This is a genomic window from Pelagimonas varians (assembly GCF_003208435.1).
GTDB classification, from domain to species: domain Bacteria; phylum Pseudomonadota; class Alphaproteobacteria; order Rhodobacterales; family Rhodobacteraceae; genus Pelagimonas; species Pelagimonas varians.
In genome coordinates this window covers 20,174-35,689 of record NZ_QKMF01000027.1, presented here as the reverse complement: position 1 = coordinate 35,689, position 15,516 = coordinate 20,174, and the positions used below count along the sequence as shown (strand labels likewise).

Sequence of the window (15,516 nt, the reverse complement as noted above, 5' to 3'; positions counted from 1 at the left end):
TACGCACCGCATCTTGGCGAAATTCGTCCGTACGTTTCAGTCCCATAGTCTGTCTCCTTTGTTGCAGTAAATGCTATCAAAGGAGCGGCATCAAACCGCGACAGGTCCATGCCGTGTCCTAGTCCGCTCATCAAATTGGGTTCGTTTCTTGCTGTCTCCTGTACGCGGCATCTTTGCGATAGATTCCAATTCAACCCGCCACTCGGACCCTGACCGGACTATGATCAGCAAGCAGATTGCTGCATTGCGGCTTCCCTGAAGCAGCCGTTCAGCGCGGGACAAAACGGCCGTGCAATAGTGATCAAGCGACGCTTGCATACCTCTTTAAAGCAGCCTTCGTAGAAGGCTTTCAGACCGATTTGCTATTCAGCGGTCGTTTGCAGCAATTCCCGCAGGTTTTGCGCCTGAACGGGGCGATCACGTAAATCGAGGGCCGAGTTTAGATCGACAAGGTGGCTGCGCATCAACTCTTCGGCGTTCTGTTCGTCCCCATCGGCAATTGATTGCACCAGGGCGTGATGGGCGTGACTTTCACATAGCGCGCTCTCGCGCCGCCAATAGAGTGCTATGACCAGCGAAGAGCGTGCGATCAAAGTTTCGATAAACCGTCCGATCGTGTCCTGATCCGCGATCCGCGCAAGCTCGATATGGAAGCGCCCTGACAGGTTCAGCGCACGACCATTGTCACCAGCATCCATGGCTGCATGCTCTTGGGCGATGTGATCTTTCAGTATTTCAATGTCGTGTGGGGTGGCACGGCTGGCGGCAGAGCGGGCGGTGCGCGGTTCCAGTAAGGCGCGGGCTTCGAACACTTCGCGGGCCTCTCGCGGGGTCGGACTTGCGACGAAGGCACCCTTGTTGCGCTGGATTTCCACAAGCTGAACATGCGCAAGGGATTGGAGTGCCGCGCGTACAACGGTTCGAGACACGTTGTAGATTTCGCCAATTTCGTCCTCGCCCAGCTTTGTACCCGGCGCGAGACGATGCTCATGGATCGCCAGCGCCAGCGCATCAGCTACCTTTTGTGTGACATCTTGTGGTTTGGGCGTGGAGATGGGCATTGCCGACATGGGTGTTTCCTTCAGAATCACTCATGCCAGAGGCATACCGCGTAAACAAGATGCGCCAAAGTTGTATACAATGCGCAGCTCACATTGTGTCCAATAATTACGCATCGCGGAATTTGTCCGCTCAATTTTGTGCCATCGGCCTGACTTCTTCCCGAAAACCGCAAGCACTGTTTGAACTTACGTCATCACAAGCGCCCACCTTGTTTCAACACAGGAGCGTACATGACTGTAAAACATGATCTGGAACTGGTGGACGTCACCAAACGCTATGGCCCGAACGTTGCAGTAGATGCGATACAACATCGGTTCCAACCGTCCTCCTACACCTGCCTTCTTGGGCCTTCGGGCTGTGGAAAGTCATCAACCCTGAGGATGATCGCGGGCCATGAAAGCGTGACCGAAGGTTCGATTTTGTTGTCTGGGCGCGATATCTCCGATCTGCCACCAGCCCGGCGTGGCACCGCGATGATGTTCCAGAATTATGCTTTGTTTCCGCATCTTAGCGTACGCGACAACATTGCCTTTAGTTTGAAAATGAAGGGGGTGGAACCCAAAGAACGCCACACCAAAGCAGGTGAGATGCTGGAACTGGTAGATCTGACCATACTGGCCGACCGCCTGCCTGACCAACTGTCCGGGGGACAGCAACAACGTGTTGCGCTGGCCCGAGCACTGATCACTCGCCCTGAGGTCTTGTTGCTGGATGAACCGCTGTCTGCGCTCGATCCGTTTTTACGCATCCGAATGCGCGGCGAACTCAAAAAGCTACAAAAGGAACTGGGGATCAGCTTTATTCATGTCACCCACGGGCAAGATGAAGCATTGGCGCTGGCTGATGAAATCGTCGTGATGAATGACGCTGTGATCGAACAGGCAGGTCCTGCGCGCGACGTATTCAACGCCCCTAAAACCCGTTTCGTGGCGCAGTTTATGGGTGGGCATAACGTGATCGCGCTACCCAATGGTTGTTTCGCAATTCGCACGGATGCTGTCACCGTCACTGCGCCAAAAAAAGGCACTTTGGACGCACAGGTGACTGCCGTTGAATACCAAGGCACTCACGTCTCGTTGCTGTCGCGTATTTCAGGCGACCAAGAGGTGACGGCCATGGTGCCCGAAGCAATATACTTCACGAACCCGCATCACCCCGGCGACCAGATTGGTCTGCATTGGGATGCCAAAAATCTTCACCAACTGACCGCATAAACCGCGGCACTTTCCCACCGACAAGGAGACGACGAATGACCAAATTTACATCCCGTACTGGCCTGAGCCGCCGCACATTGCTGAAGGGTGCCGCATCCACTGCAATCACCGCTGGCGCGACAACCCTTGGTGCCCCCATGCTTTGGGCGCAAAATATCAAAGACATCACCATCCGCCAGTTCGGCACAGGAGTGTCCAATCTCAACGAAGTGGCAACACAGGTAAAAGAAGACCTCGGCTTCACACTGGAAATGACGGCGCTCGACACTGACAGCGTCACACAGCGCGCGGCGACACAGCCAAACAGCTTTGACATTGCCGACATCGAATACTTCATCTGTAAAAAGGTATGGGCTGCGGGTAATTTGCAGGCGATGGACACGTCCAAGCTGGCCAATTACGACAAGATCGTCGGTATCTTCCGTGATGGTAAGCTGACACCAGAAAGCACAATCGCCCAAGGTACAGCTCCGCACACAGTCGGTTTTACTTCCGGTCAGAATGGTACTGATTTTGTACAAGAAGAATCCGGATGGATGACCCTGATCCCGACAATCTACAACGCCGACACTCTGGGTATTCGCCCCGACCTGATCGGCCGTCCGATCAACAACTGGTCCGAGCTTCTGAACCCGGAATTCAAAGGCAAGGCGTCAATCCTCGACATCTCCTCCATCGGTATTATGGACATGGCGATGGTCGTGGAATCCATGGGCGAATACACCTACCCAGACAAAGGCAACATGACCAAAGAAGAAATCGATATGACCATCGGCATCTTCACAGAGGCCAAAAACAACGGTCAGTTCCGCGCCTTCTGGAAGTCGTTCGATGAAAGCGTCAACTTGATGGCCTCCGGCGAAGTTGTGATACAATCCATGTGGTCGCCGGCAATCACAGCCGTCAAATCCCAAGGTATTCCTTGCGTCTACCAGCCGCTCAAAGAAGGCTACCGCTCATGGGGCGGCGGCCTTGGTATCTCGGCCGCATTGTCCGGTATCGAGCTTGATGCAGCCTATGAATATATCAACTGGTACCTCTCCGGCTGGGTTGGCGGCTTCTTGATGAAGCAGGGGTATTACTCTGCTGTGCCGGAAACCTCCAAGGCCTTTATGTCAGAGAATGAATGGGGCTTCTGGTTCGAGGGCAAAGAAGCCACGGGCGACATCGCATCGCCGTTCGGTGACAAGCTGGCGGGCGCTGGAGAAGTGCGTGATGGCGGCTCGTTCAATGACCGTATGGGCGCTGTGGCGTGCTGGAACTCTGTCATGGATGAAAACCAGTACATGGTTCGCAAATGGAACGAATTTATCGCGGCTTAAGCTGACGAATGGGTGCGCCTTGATGAGAGGCGCACCCGCTTTCAATACCTTAATACAAAGCCCCCCATAATGAAAAAGCTCCTCGAAAATCGCAACCTGTCCGGCTGGCTCATGGTCTCGCCACTTGCCGTCGTGCTACTGGTTTTTCTTCTGATGCCGATCATCTTGATTGTGATCGTGAGTTTTTGGCGGGCCACCGAATTTTCTATCATTCCCGCATTTGAATTCGACAACTACGAATTTCTGTTCGGGTCATCCGTGACCTACAAAGTGTTCTACAATACGTTCAAATATGCGCTGATCACTTGGGCCTTCACTTTGGTGATCGGGTTCACGGTTGCCTATTATCTAGCGTTCCATATCCGCAGCCTGACGTGGCAGGTGGCGCTGTTTTTAGTATGTACGATCCCGTTCTTGACCTCCAACATCATCCGCATGATCTCTTGGATCCCTTTCCTCGGACGCAACGGGATTGCCAATACAACATTGATGTCATGGGGCGTTATCGACGAACCGCTCGAATGGCTCTTGTTCAGTGACTTCTCGGTTATCCTCGCCTTCGTTCACCTTTACACGCTGTTCATGGTCGTCCCGATCTTCAACACGATGATGCGCATCGACAAAAGCCTGATCGAGGCCGCACGCGACGCAGGTGCAAACGGCGCGCAAATCCTGTGGAACGTCATCATCCCCTTGACGAAACCGGGGATCATGATCGGCACCATTTTCGTGGTCACACTGGTGATGGGCGATTTTATCACAGTGCGCTTCATGAGCGGTAGCCAATCGGCCAATGTGGGCCGCCTGATATCGAACGACATTGCGCTGCTCCAATATCCAAGCGCATCGGCCACGGCGATTGTGTTGCTCGCATCAGTGCTGATCACAATCGGCATCCTGCTGCGTTTTGTCGACATTCGGAAGGAACTTTAATGGAACCCCGCTCTCGCTCATTCTACATTCTGTCCGCTTTTTTTGGGCTGTTCGTCTTGTTTTTGTACGGCCCGACCCTGACCATCGGAATTTTGTCGTTCCAAGGCGAAGGCGGCGGCCTGACATTCCCCATGCGCGGCGTGTCGATGTATTGGTTCTACGATCTGTTCGAACAACAGGCCGTCGGCGACATCTGGGGCAGTTTTCGCCGTTCCATCGTATTGGGCCTGATGGTGATGGTCACAACGGTGGTCGTGTCGGTCATAGGGGGGCTCGCGTTTCGCAAAAAGTTCCTAGGCTCGGGCATCCTGTTTTACCTGATCATTACGGCACTGGTGATCCCGTCAATCCTGGTTTCGCTAGGCGTGGGTCTGTTGTTCTCGCAAAGTGGGTTGAACGTACACTGGTCCACATCTGGTTTTGGCGCGCAACTGACGTGGACGCTGCCATTCGGCCTGCTCATCATGTTCGCCGTCTTCAACCGGTTCGACAAAAGCTACGAGGAAGCCGCTCGTGATCTTGGGGCATCCCCTTGGCAGACCATCCGCTATGTCGTGCTGCCGATCATCGCGCCCTCGCTGATTGGCGTGGCCTTGTTCGGCTTCACGCTCAGTTATGACGAATTCGCGCGCACCCTGCTGACAGCAGGCAGCTACAATACGCTTCCGTTGGAAATCTACGGGATGACGACCAATGTGACCTCGCCTGTGCTCTATGCGCTCGGCACGCTGACGACATTGTTCTCCCTGCTGATCATCGGGGGGGTTCTTACCCTAGCACTGCTGAGTAACCGGCGCAAAGCACGCGCGGGCAGTGACGCGGGAAGGGCCGTTTGATGATCGTTCTAATCAACCCCAACAGCACCGACGCCATGACGAAGGCTATGATCGAAACTGCATCAAAGGCAGGCGTGGTGTTGCAAGGTTGGACCTCCCTCGAAGGGCCTGCCGCCATCCAAGGTCCTAAGGACGGCGCGGCCTGCATCCCGCCATTGTTGACGCTGGTGCACAAAGCCTCGAACGCCGGTGCAAAAGCAATTATTATCGGTTGTTTTGACGATACGGGGCTGAATGCCGCCCGCAATATCGCGGCTTGTCCAGTTATTGGTATCGGCCAAGCTGCCTATCACATGGCTGTGCTTTCGGGGCGCAGGTTTTCAGTCGTAACCACCTTGGCTGTGTCTGTGCCCGTTCTGGAAAGCAACATTCACGCCTACGGCTTCACTTCCCAACTGGCCCGCGTCCGCGCCTGTGGTGTTCCTGTTTTGGATCTGGAAACAGACCCAGCCGGAACCGCACCTGCCGTGGTGGCTGAAATCAATCGTGCTGTCGCCGAGGACAACGTTGATACAGTCGTCCTTGGTTGCGCCGGTATGGTCCATATTCCGGCATATTTTGGTGAAACTGGAGCTGTTCGGCTCGTTGACGGTGTCACATCAGCTGCGCAGCTTGCGAAGCTTTTCGCTAAGTAGCCTTTGTTCCAAGATCGCGACGCAACTAATAATTGAGATTGCAGTTCAAAGTTAACGGACGCTATGCCTCCGGAAGCCGCCATTTATTCTGACCGCAGCATCCAACATTTTGGGCTCGAAGCCGCCTTGCGGCGGCGCACCGCGCGATTTTGGATCATCAGCGGCCCTGAGGGGGTAAACGTAACCGAATGACCGTTGTCAGCCCTTCCAAGTCATTCGTGCAGAGCGCAGCATTGGTCCCACTTTGACCAGTAGGGCGGAAACCGGAAGTTCGCTGCGGCTGCACATGCTTCGGGTCGGACAGGCAAAAGCGGCCATTGAGACCCTAACAGGTCAAACCCCTCATGCTGCACAGGTCTTCAAAGTCGGCTCTGCGGAGAAAGCGGGCTTTGCAAAGTCGGCCTTTGATACGCGCGAGCATGTCGCGAAAGGCCCAATTGGCTGCAAGGTTTTGCCTCGACTCTGGTGCGTTTTGGTGGAGCAGATCGGGCTTCCTCCTCGCGGACCCGGGAAAGCCCGCATTCAGGTGACCCACAGCAAGTTGGCATTCCCCATTGCAAAGACGCTAGGACGATTTCATCGAGGAGAGGGGAGCATTGCCCACATAAGAATTTGTGCAAAATGCCCCAATTTTTTCAATAGCCCGACACAGCATCATTCTCCTGCAAAGTGTTTTGCAGCGGTTCGGAGGAAACCCATAGCCTTGTCTTCTCCATAGGGGGGGATATAGCCGTTGGTTGAGTAGTAAACACCGACGAAATCACGCGCAGGATCGATATAGATGCCTTGCCCGATGTTGCCGTGCTTGTAGAGCGCGCCATCCTCGAAAATGGCATCGAACTGCATGGAATTCATCAAGGGCTCTTCGCCGAATTCCTCAGTCAGTCCAGCGAACTTGGCCCCTGCGCGAAAGGCTTCGACATTGCCCGCAGTCTGCAAGCGTTTCAGCACCGCATCAGAGACAACCTGCTCGTGTGCTGTCTTGTGCCAACTTGGGGTGAACAGCATGCCGAAACGGGCGAAATCTTCGAGCGTTGTGGAAATCAAACCGTGCGAAACCGCGGTGCCATCCGGCATCAGTTGGTGTTGGAAATCCATACGTGCGCCGACCTTACCCCAAATCCGAGTTTCAAAGAGATCGGCCCAGGTCATGTCGTCGATCCTCTCGGCGGCGAGGACGGCCACCTGTGTCACAGCCGACGAATAACGGAATACTTCGCCGGGTTTTTCACCCGCAATCGCTTCTGCGTCGCGTAAAATATCGAGCCAGTTCTCTGTCTCACCGGTCATTGGATTAGGGGCACCGAATTCGGCAGAAAAGAAACGCACAATAATCGACGCTGGGTCCGTAATCGATTCCAGAGTTTCTTCCAGTGCAAGGCCCGCCGACATATTAAGAGCATCCAGCATCGGGACATCGTCCCAAAGTGTGCCCTGCAGTTCCGACGCATAATCCGACACCGGCAGTGATGTGTCGATCTTGCCCTCTTCCTCCATCATAGCCATGACCAAACCAACTGTGGCCTTGCCTGGTGACATCCAGACATGCCGATCCATCGGGTTCATTCCCGGGAAGGATTCGAACACCACTTTCCCTTTGTGAACCATCATGATGCCTTGAACACGGTGGTTCGGATGCTCGATATATTCGTTTAGTGATAGCTTACCCTCGTTGACTGGGAAAACCACTGCATCGGCAATGTCGGCTTTCGGTGCGCGTTCCAGCGGCATGTAGATCGGGTGCGGTGAGGAATAAGCCGTTGGCAAAAATTCTGACAGGTTTTGATTGTAGTACAGAGCGTGGTCACCACCCATCTGATAGTGAAAATTTTCAAATGCGGCCTGTGCTTCTTTCGAAAACTGTAGCGACCATGGCGTTTTGGCGGTGTCGACTGGCAAGGTCGTTGTTGCGCCTGGCACCTCCAGATATTGAGCCAGGGGGTGGTCCTGCGCACTTGCGGCAAAGGGCAGTAGTGTTGCGATCACAGCAAAGGCCGAGGTCCAAAATTCTTTGTGCATGGAAATCTCCAATATGCGACAATTGTATGTTTGGCAGTAATTCTATTTTTAGATCATATGCCGCGATCGGCAGTCAAGGCAGCTGCCACCCATGTGCCGCGCAAGTAGAACCGCCGCCCTGAATGTTAAATGGGCACCCAGGGGCCGGACGATGCCGGCATTTGAACGGCTCCCCCCTTCGGACACCGCATAGGTTTTGGTCGAAATCTTCGGAAACGATGCACCGGCGGGCAATGGCCGATGGCCGGTTGCACAAAGTACGCGCGCGTCTGAGGCAGCTAAAGGAATGAAGCCGCTTTTGGGGAAGGCGGCTCCACAATGTTTTCCCCGAATTTAGGCACCAAAGGGAGACGCGCCAAAGGCGCACAAAACTGTGAGCATCGTCTCTATTGATAGTGATCGAAAAAGCTACGAGCCGTTTCCTTGAGGTCAGCTTTATCGGAACAATTTTTGGTAATTGAGCAACTGCAGCAAATGAACGTTTTTCGCCCGACGTGCTGGCGTTTCATGTCTGCTTTGGGCTGACACCGATCCCTGGGCAATCGGAGAAACCTACGTTTTCGCTGCAGGCCTGCTGCCGCATCGCCGCAAGGCGGTAGTGAGCCCAAAGCGCCGAATGCTGCGCCTGGTACTAGCGGCAGTACAGCGCAGAAGAGCCCTCTACAAACTCTCTCGTTTGGCACAACCAACCGAGGATTTCTGCTGTGGCGCAGCTCCCCGTTCGTGCCGTTCGCTGCGACTGCGAGGTTTCGAACCCGGTGAGCTCACACTATGCGGACAAAGTTGCCACTAAGAAAACCTCTTACCTACTGCATGGGGAGCCGACGTCCTCGAGGGGAGCTTTCCAAACAATCTCGTTCGTTGCCATACCACCTCATAAGGCTTGTTTCTGGACGATTCCCAAAAACATAGAATGCGCCTTGCTGCCAGCATCTCACTATCGCTTTCAAGAGTCTCAAAACTGTTAGAAAAAATGCAATCATCGGAGGCATTTCGATGCAGCCGCGTGGGGTAGTGGATAGTTGACAGCCAATTCAATTATTTGTTTCGCACCGCAACGAGCGCTTGCCACATTGGAAATGCTCTGTACGGTCAAGGAGGTATTTTGAGTATTTTATGTGGAGTTTCAATATGCGCAATTTCCTCACCATGGTTGCGGCTTTAGCTTTTGCAGGCCCTGCATTTTCCAACGACATCGTTATACTGAATGGCCGTGTGATTGACCCGGAAACTGGTCTTGATGCCATCCGGCACGTCGCTATCAACGACAATCAGATCACGGCTGTGAGTGAATTCGAACTGGAGGGCGATGTTGTTGTCGATGCAACAGGTCATGTTGTTGCGCCGGGGTTCATCGATCTGCATGCGCATGGGATGGCCTTGCCGGACATGCGGATGCAAGCCATGCAGGGTGTGACCACAATTCTTGAACTTGAGTCCGGCGTACTACCAATTGGGGACTGGTATGATGAGATGGCTAAGGCTACCAATCCGATCAACTATGGTGCGGCAGCGGCGTGGACGTTTGCGCGGATCGCAACGTTTTCGCATACCGCGCCTGTTGCCACCCCCGGGTATTTTCAAGACGCGCAGAGCGACACGGAGTGGAAGCTGGATATTGCAACAAAAGAAGAGCAGGCCCGCATTTTGTCTCTGGTCGAACAAGGATTGAACGAGGGCGGTTTGGGCATCGGCATCAATGCTGGTTATGCGCCGGGATATGGACAGAAAGAATATTTCGCACTGGCAAAAATGGCGGCCGAACATAATGTCGCGACTTATACGCACGTGCGTTATGCTAGCAATTTGGAGCCTCAGGGGTCGTTTGAGGCCATCAAGGAGTTGATCGCAAACGCGGCGTTGACAGGTGCCCACATGCACATCTGCCACATTAACAGCTCGTCCCTTTCTGATATTCACGCGACGCTGGACCTCGTGGAGCGCGCGCAGGCGCAAGGCATCAATGTGACCGTCGAAGCCTATCCATATGGCGCAGGCAATACTGTAGTCGGGGCGGCGATGTTCAGTGGAGACGGCTGGCGGGAACGCATGGATTCCACGGCCCAGAACTTTCAGTTGGGTACAGAGCGCATGACCGAAGAAGAATTGGCCGATTATCAGGCCAATGATCCGGGTACCTTTATCACGTGGCACTTCTTGGATGAGGCGGATCCACAGGGTTTGTCGTTGCTTGACGCGTCGGTCACACATCCCTCCACCAATATCGCATCGGATTCGGTTTTTTGGTCCTATTTTAACGAACATGGAATGGTCGTGACATACACGGGCGATGATTGGCCGCTTCCCGATAACGTGTTTACGCATCCCCGCGCGGCCGGGACATTTGCGAAAATTCTGCGCAGCTACGTGCGCGAGCGTGGTTTGATGTCTATGTCGACCGCAATTAACAAGATGTCCCTGATGCCCGCACAGGTGTTGGAAGATTTTGTGCCACAAATGCGCAAGAAGGGACGAATTCAAGTGGGAATGGATGCTGACATCGTCGTGTTCGATCCTGCTACAATTTCCGACTACGCCACATATGAACACGCAAATCAGCCTGCTGAAGGTGTCCAGACCTTGCTGGTCAACGGAGACTTCACGGTCAAGGACGGAGATCTTGTTCTCGACGCTAGCAGCGGCCAAGCAATTCGCCGGGTTACCAAACAATGATGTTGGTCTGGGCTCAATGACCACCAAGGAAATGACGGATAGGGAAACATCTATGACCGACCATGATTGCAGCAGCTCAAAAAGGTTTCACTTGCCGTTCAGGAAGACGGGCCTGCTAGCGCCCACTCTTCTGACAGGCGTACTTGCTGTTTTCACAGGACCGCCCGCTTGGGCCGAGGATGTGTCAGCCCCTTGCCTGCGTGCTATATCCGAGACCGTTTATGTCCCCGCTTTATCGCGTATCCATACTCAGGAACGTGACAAGCAGCCTCTTGCTTCGACATTGGTGATCCACAACGTAGACCCCATTCATTCAATAGAGTTAACTGCGGTCTCGTTCCACGATGAAACAGGCAAACATGTAAAGGCATTTCTTGCCGCCCCTTTGGAGCTTGGGCCGTTTGCTTCGGCTGATTTCCTGACAGAGATACGCGATGACCGAGGCGGGATTGGTGCCAACTATCTTCTTGAATGGACATCCAAGAACGCGTCCTGCTCACCTGAGGTCATGGCGATCATGATCGGTGGTAATGGCACGCACGGGATTTCCTTTTCGCTTTCTGGCCGCGTGATTTCACGTGACGGAGAAGAGACAAAATAGGTGCTGTAAATGCGTTGGTGCGGAATGTCGGGGCCTTACAACGATCCGGTACTTACGATTTCTAAAACGGCTGACAAGACAGCGTCTGCTGCCACCGAAGCAAGAACCATTCCCATGACGCGGCTGATAATTGCAGCGCCCGAGTTTCCAATCAGACGGATGATCGGACCAGCCAACAGCATACATGCATAGGCAACAAGCAAAACACCAATCATGACCATAGCTGTGAGTGCCTGGTCTGCGACAGCAGTATGATTGTTATCTGTAAGCAGGACAATGGCGAGCATCGCGCCCGGAGATGCGAGAGATGGCACCGCGAGCGGGAAAATCGCTGGCGAGGGACGCTCTGTTTCCTTCAGATCCTCATCTGATGCCACCGACCGTTTATCTGTTTCCTGCTTCGGCTCTCCAAAGATCATAGTGAGAGCAAACAGAAACAGAACAATGCCTCCCGCCACCTGAAAGGACAAAAGGCTTATGCCAAGCGCGTCGATCAGCAATTGCCCCAAAACTAGGAAGAAAAGCAAAATACCCGCGCTGACCACGGTTGCCAGCAATGCAGCAGAACGCCGAGCACTGGCCTCCATGCCTGCGGTTACGGCAATAAACACTGGTATTGTACCTATGGGGTCAATAACCACCCAAAGCGTGACAAATCGTTCCAAAATATCCATTAGCACTACTGACCATGTAACAGAGGCGATTGCACGAGTTTTTTTGTCGCGGGCATCTTGGACGAGGAACTATAGCTTGGCCGTAAAGAATGTCCTCGAAATAGCCGTTTCAATTCCAGGTTACTACAAACTGCCGCTTTGTCAGCGTTGGCTTCATCCACATGCGCAAAATGCTGCGCGATGCAGGATCGTTGGGGCAGGCGAAGCCGCACAGCGGCGTTGAGCGATGTAGCCAATGGCAGGGTTGGGCCTCGCCCGACTTTGCAAATGTCGTTGTCTGAGCAGTGCTGCCCCTGATGCGGCCCGCAGCTTTGGACGTAGCCCGCCCGGTTCGGTGAGTGGCCGCTTTTGGTGAGATGGACCAAAGATATTATACACCCGCCGCTTAATTGGCGCGTCACCCATGTCTATGACCGCTGCGGGTTGGCCGCCGTCATTGTCGCCAACGACGGGAATGGCGGCTTTGTCCGCGACCTTCCCTTCGTTCTTCGAAAATGCTGCACGGTGTGTCGAATGGCTGGTCCGGTGAAGCTGCATCGCGGCGTTTGGCTTCCCTGCCAAAGGCTGCTCAGGGCCGTTCGCGACGGTCGGCACAAACGGCCCTTAACCGACCTTGGCCCGGTATCAACCCAAAGTCTGCTTTGCGAGTGGTAGCCAAGTTTCACCCCGAAACTATTTGCCGGATTGCTCAGAACACGATTCTGGTACGAAGCCCCACCAAGGTGATGCTACTTTGCCCCGGGTTGAGTAGCGGGTTGTCGATAAACTGGATGGATGGTGTGATTTGCAGCCCCGGCGAAATCGAGAACCGGTAAAACGCCTCTGCGGTGAATTGGCTGCCGTTTATGCCGTTGGCCTCAGCCCAGTTCAGGCCAATGCCCGCCCCGTCGGTGTTACGGCCATAATAAGCAATGCCAGTGGAAACTGATTTGTCATAAAGCGCGGCTGTTCCTTTGGATGCACCCGCACGAACAAAAGGCATCCACGTGTTGTCGACCAGCCACGCGGCAGAAAATACCGCACCATAATCTTCAGAGCGACTCCCGTCATCGGCGGCATCTGCATGCCACACTGTAAGATGAACGTTGTCGAGGAATAACCGGTCAAACCCGGAAGTGTAGCCCAATTCAAAACTTTTGAAGAGGTTTCCGTGGCGGAAAACATCCAAGTCGGGACTGCTGGGATCGGCGTTTGTGTCCGCCAGACTTCCAACAACATAGAAATTACTTCCCAGCTTTGCTCCCCCGGCAACTCCAAGGCCAGGGTTGGGTGTGTTGATCGTTGGATTGGTGTTGAAAGCAAGGTTCTGGAAAGCTGTATAGGGGCTGACCGCGCCATAGATATCGACAAAATCGGTCACGTCTATTTGACCAATCTGCAATGTCCAGGACCCGTCCGCGGCACGCTGCGTCCAGAACAGGTTGGTGAGCATTGTTCCATTGTCATTGAAGGCGGTGCCGGTGATCGACAAGGCCCCGCCGTCGAGACCAAGAAATTGCGGCGCAACCGACGTGTAAGAATGCCGATCTTCTACTTTGAAAGTCAGCGAGCCGAGTTCTGTCGCCTGCCAACTTCCATAGAGCCGGAAAATGCCACTGGCTGCTTCGCCAGCACCCACATCTGCATTTGAGGATTGTCCAAGCGCCAGATAATCCAGATTGAAGCGAAGTCCGCGCTGAGCAAGGTCATCTTTCCACTCAAACCATCCCGGCGCGACGTTGCGCGGAAAATCCGAGCGAATTTGCGGGTCGGTCAATCCGTCCCCCGTCAGGTCTGCTTCAACCGACGATGGGCCAGACAGGCCCTGCTGGGCCACGGCCCCCGTTGCCGTCAACGACATGAATGCAGCAGCCAGAAGTCGCACAATCTGATTCTTCATTCCGGCTTCTCCAATGGTCACCACAGAAATCAAAAGAAACCACCTGCCTCGATGAAGACAGGCAGTTTCCGTGCAATTCGCATCTCAGTTACCTTGAGTAGAAGTAGTCCCGCAGCTCCTGACGCATCCGCAGCCGTTCCGGATAATTCTTGGTGAATTGTTCAGGCGCAACACCTTCCCAGACCTGCGAATAAACGCGCATCTTGTTACCACCATAGATCTTGGCGAGATCCTCGTTGGTGTAGCCGCGCGCCCAAAGGTCGTCTGTTATGGCCGCAAGGATTTTTGCCAGTTCGCCGTTGCCGGTTGCTCCATTATTGAAAGCATCAATCATATAGCCGCCATCATCGTACATACTGGCATTGGCTGTTGCGAATTTGACCACCAGCTCAGTCGAGAACATGTCGTCTGTGGCAATGCCCACATGATCGACACCAACCAGTTGTACGTAATAGTCGATCATGTCGGCGGCCTGTTCGGGCGATATGTCATCTGGCCAGATCCCATCCAACATCCATTCGGTGAATGTGGGTGCAACGTAGCCCCCTGATTTGGCCGCACGCAGCGCTTCATCGTCCGGTATTGCCCGGTAACAGCCGCGAGGGGTCGCGCCGGGTTCGCTTGTGTACAGCCCGGCGGGAACCGAGTGTGTGTAGACAAATGGCACTCCTGGGTAGTTTTCTTCCATGTATGCCATGGCGTCATTGGCCGTTTTCGACCCGGTATGGCTCAGATCAAGTAGGATACCAAACCGCACCAATTCGTCGATCACCGCCTTTCCCCATGTGGTCAGGCCGATATCATTGCCGTTGTATGCCGCCAATTGGCCCGAACCGGTCCGAAAAATATCGTTGTATGCAAGGATCATGCTCTTGATGCCCATGTCCTTGAGCAACGCCATTTTCTTGAGGTCACCGTTCAGGATCGTCGCAGTTTGGCTGTTCCACAGCACGGCGGTTTTCCCATGCAGATGCGCGGCTTCGATATCGCGGGTGTTGTTTACAATCTGATATTTGTCCGGCTGTTCAGCCATAGCCGCCCGAAAGTGATAATGCTGTTCCTGCAAGGTCTCAAACGACATGTCGGCAGCTGCCAGAGTCATCTCATGACCGGTTATGCCGTTGTCGCGGGCGCGTTCAAAATACGTGTGCAACTGATCGTAATCGGTCCAGCCGGTTCCGTAGGGACTGGCCAGCATCCCAATCACGATAGTGTCGACGACGAATTGCTTGGCTTCGTCGGAAGCGTCCCAGGTTTTGCTTTCCTCGCTGGCTGCAAGTGGTCCAGCCAAACAGGCTGTCACCGCAATGGCGGACAATAGGCTTTTCATTACGTGTCTCCCGGAAAGTTATTGTGTTGTCCGTCTTAAGTGACTGACCAAATACTATTGCACTTTCGATTTCTTTCCAGTTCGACATGGTATCATTGTGTCAGAAAGTGGTCGATTTTTCTTTCGCGATGACACCTTGGGTTTTGATTATGTGATACGGTACAGCATGCCTGATTCAAAACTTGCCACTATGAGCATCAGCTTTCTGCATCCTGTTTTTGAAGCGCTGATTGAGCGAGGGTGCACAAATGCGGAGTTGGCGAAGCAACTCTCTGTCGAGACAGAGAACATCGGGAATGGCAGCATCCAGCTCCCCGCAAATATTGTTTACGGTTTCT

At 53.9% G+C, this 15,516-nt stretch carries 13 protein-coding genes; 7 read left to right on the top strand and 6 right to left on the bottom strand.

Annotated features, from left to right (window positions below; all coding sequences use genetic code 11):
• Window positions 1-362: 362 nt before the first annotated feature.
• Window positions 363-1,070: a GntR family transcriptional regulator gene (locus C8N36_RS22390; protein WP_097806939.1), complete on the bottom strand. Its 708-nt coding sequence runs from the start codon at window positions 1,068-1,070 to the stop codon at window positions 363-365.
• Between the two features lie 222 nt (window positions 1,071-1,292).
• Between C8N36_RS22390 and C8N36_RS22385 the strand changes: the two genes are divergently transcribed.
• The 5 genes from C8N36_RS22385 (at window position 1,293) to C8N36_RS22365 (ending at window position 6,002) form a co-directional block, all read left to right on the top strand.
• Window positions 1,293-2,276, top strand: a complete 984-nt coding sequence (locus C8N36_RS22385; protein WP_097806933.1) for an ABC transporter ATP-binding protein — start codon at window positions 1,293-1,295, stop codon at window positions 2,274-2,276.
• A gap of 35 nt (window positions 2,277-2,311) precedes the next feature.
• The gene (locus C8N36_RS22380; RefSeq protein WP_097806932.1) at window positions 2,312-3,598 is read left to right on the top strand and encodes an ABC transporter substrate-binding protein; all 1,287 of its coding nucleotides are present in this window, start codon (window positions 2,312-2,314) and stop codon (window positions 3,596-3,598) included.
• 69 nt (window positions 3,599-3,667) lie between these two features.
• Window positions 3,668-4,531 (top strand): ABC transporter permease, encoded by an 864-nt coding sequence (locus tag C8N36_RS22375; protein WP_097806931.1) that lies wholly within the window; start codon window positions 3,668-3,670, stop codon window positions 4,529-4,531.
• Window positions 4,531-5,367, top strand: a complete 837-nt coding sequence (locus C8N36_RS22370) for an ABC transporter permease (RefSeq protein ID WP_097806930.1) — start codon at window positions 4,531-4,533, stop codon at window positions 5,365-5,367. Before C8N36_RS22375 ends, C8N36_RS22370 begins: the two co-directional genes overlap by 1 nt.
• Entirely contained in the window at window positions 5,367-6,002 is a 636-nt protein-coding gene (locus C8N36_RS22365; protein WP_097806929.1) for an aspartate/glutamate racemase family protein, read from the top strand. Before C8N36_RS22370 ends, C8N36_RS22365 begins: the two co-directional genes overlap by 1 nt.
• A gap of 654 nt (window positions 6,003-6,656) precedes the next feature.
• Here C8N36_RS22365 and C8N36_RS22360 read toward each other — a convergent pair.
• Window positions 6,657-8,021 carry a serine hydrolase domain-containing protein gene (locus tag C8N36_RS22360; RefSeq protein ID WP_097806928.1) on the bottom strand — a complete coding sequence of 455 codons (1,365 nt, stop codon included), beginning with the start codon at window positions 8,019-8,021 and terminating at the stop codon, window positions 6,657-6,659.
• A 1,131-nt stretch (window positions 8,022-9,152) separates the two neighbouring features.
• Here C8N36_RS22360 and C8N36_RS22355 point away from each other — a divergent pair.
• Window positions 9,153-10,694, top strand: coding sequence for an amidohydrolase family protein (locus tag C8N36_RS22355; RefSeq protein ID WP_245911032.1), 1,542 nt, complete (start codon window positions 9,153-9,155; stop codon window positions 10,692-10,694).
• A gap of 52 nt (window positions 10,695-10,746) precedes the next feature.
• Window positions 10,747-11,295, top strand: a complete 549-nt coding sequence (locus C8N36_RS22350; protein WP_170125962.1) for a DUF3124 domain-containing protein — start codon at window positions 10,747-10,749, stop codon at window positions 11,293-11,295.
• Window positions 11,296-11,330: 35 nt separating this feature from the next.
• Here C8N36_RS22350 and C8N36_RS22345 read toward each other — a convergent pair whose 3' ends face one another.
• The 4 genes from C8N36_RS22345 to C8N36_RS22335 form a co-directional block, all read right to left on the bottom strand.
• The gene (locus tag C8N36_RS22345) at window positions 11,331-11,969 is read right to left on the bottom strand and encodes a MarC family protein (protein WP_097806925.1); all 639 of its coding nucleotides are present in this window, start codon (window positions 11,967-11,969) and stop codon (window positions 11,331-11,333) included.
• A gap of 153 nt (window positions 11,970-12,122) precedes the next feature.
• The gene (locus C8N36_RS24020) at window positions 12,123-12,563 is read right to left on the bottom strand and encodes a hypothetical protein (RefSeq protein ID WP_141468251.1); all 441 of its coding nucleotides are present in this window, start codon (window positions 12,561-12,563) and stop codon (window positions 12,123-12,125) included.
• Between the two features lie 94 nt (window positions 12,564-12,657).
• On the bottom strand, window positions 12,658-13,848 hold the full coding sequence (locus tag C8N36_RS22340) for a carbohydrate porin (RefSeq protein ID WP_245911031.1): 1,191 nt from the start codon (window positions 13,846-13,848) through the stop codon (window positions 12,658-12,660).
• Between the two features lie 88 nt (window positions 13,849-13,936).
• A complete protein-coding gene (locus tag C8N36_RS22335) occupies window positions 13,937-15,178 on the bottom strand; it encodes a dipeptidase (RefSeq protein ID WP_097806924.1) in 1,242 nt (413 codons plus the stop codon).
• Between the last annotated feature and the right edge of the window lie 338 nt (window positions 15,179-15,516).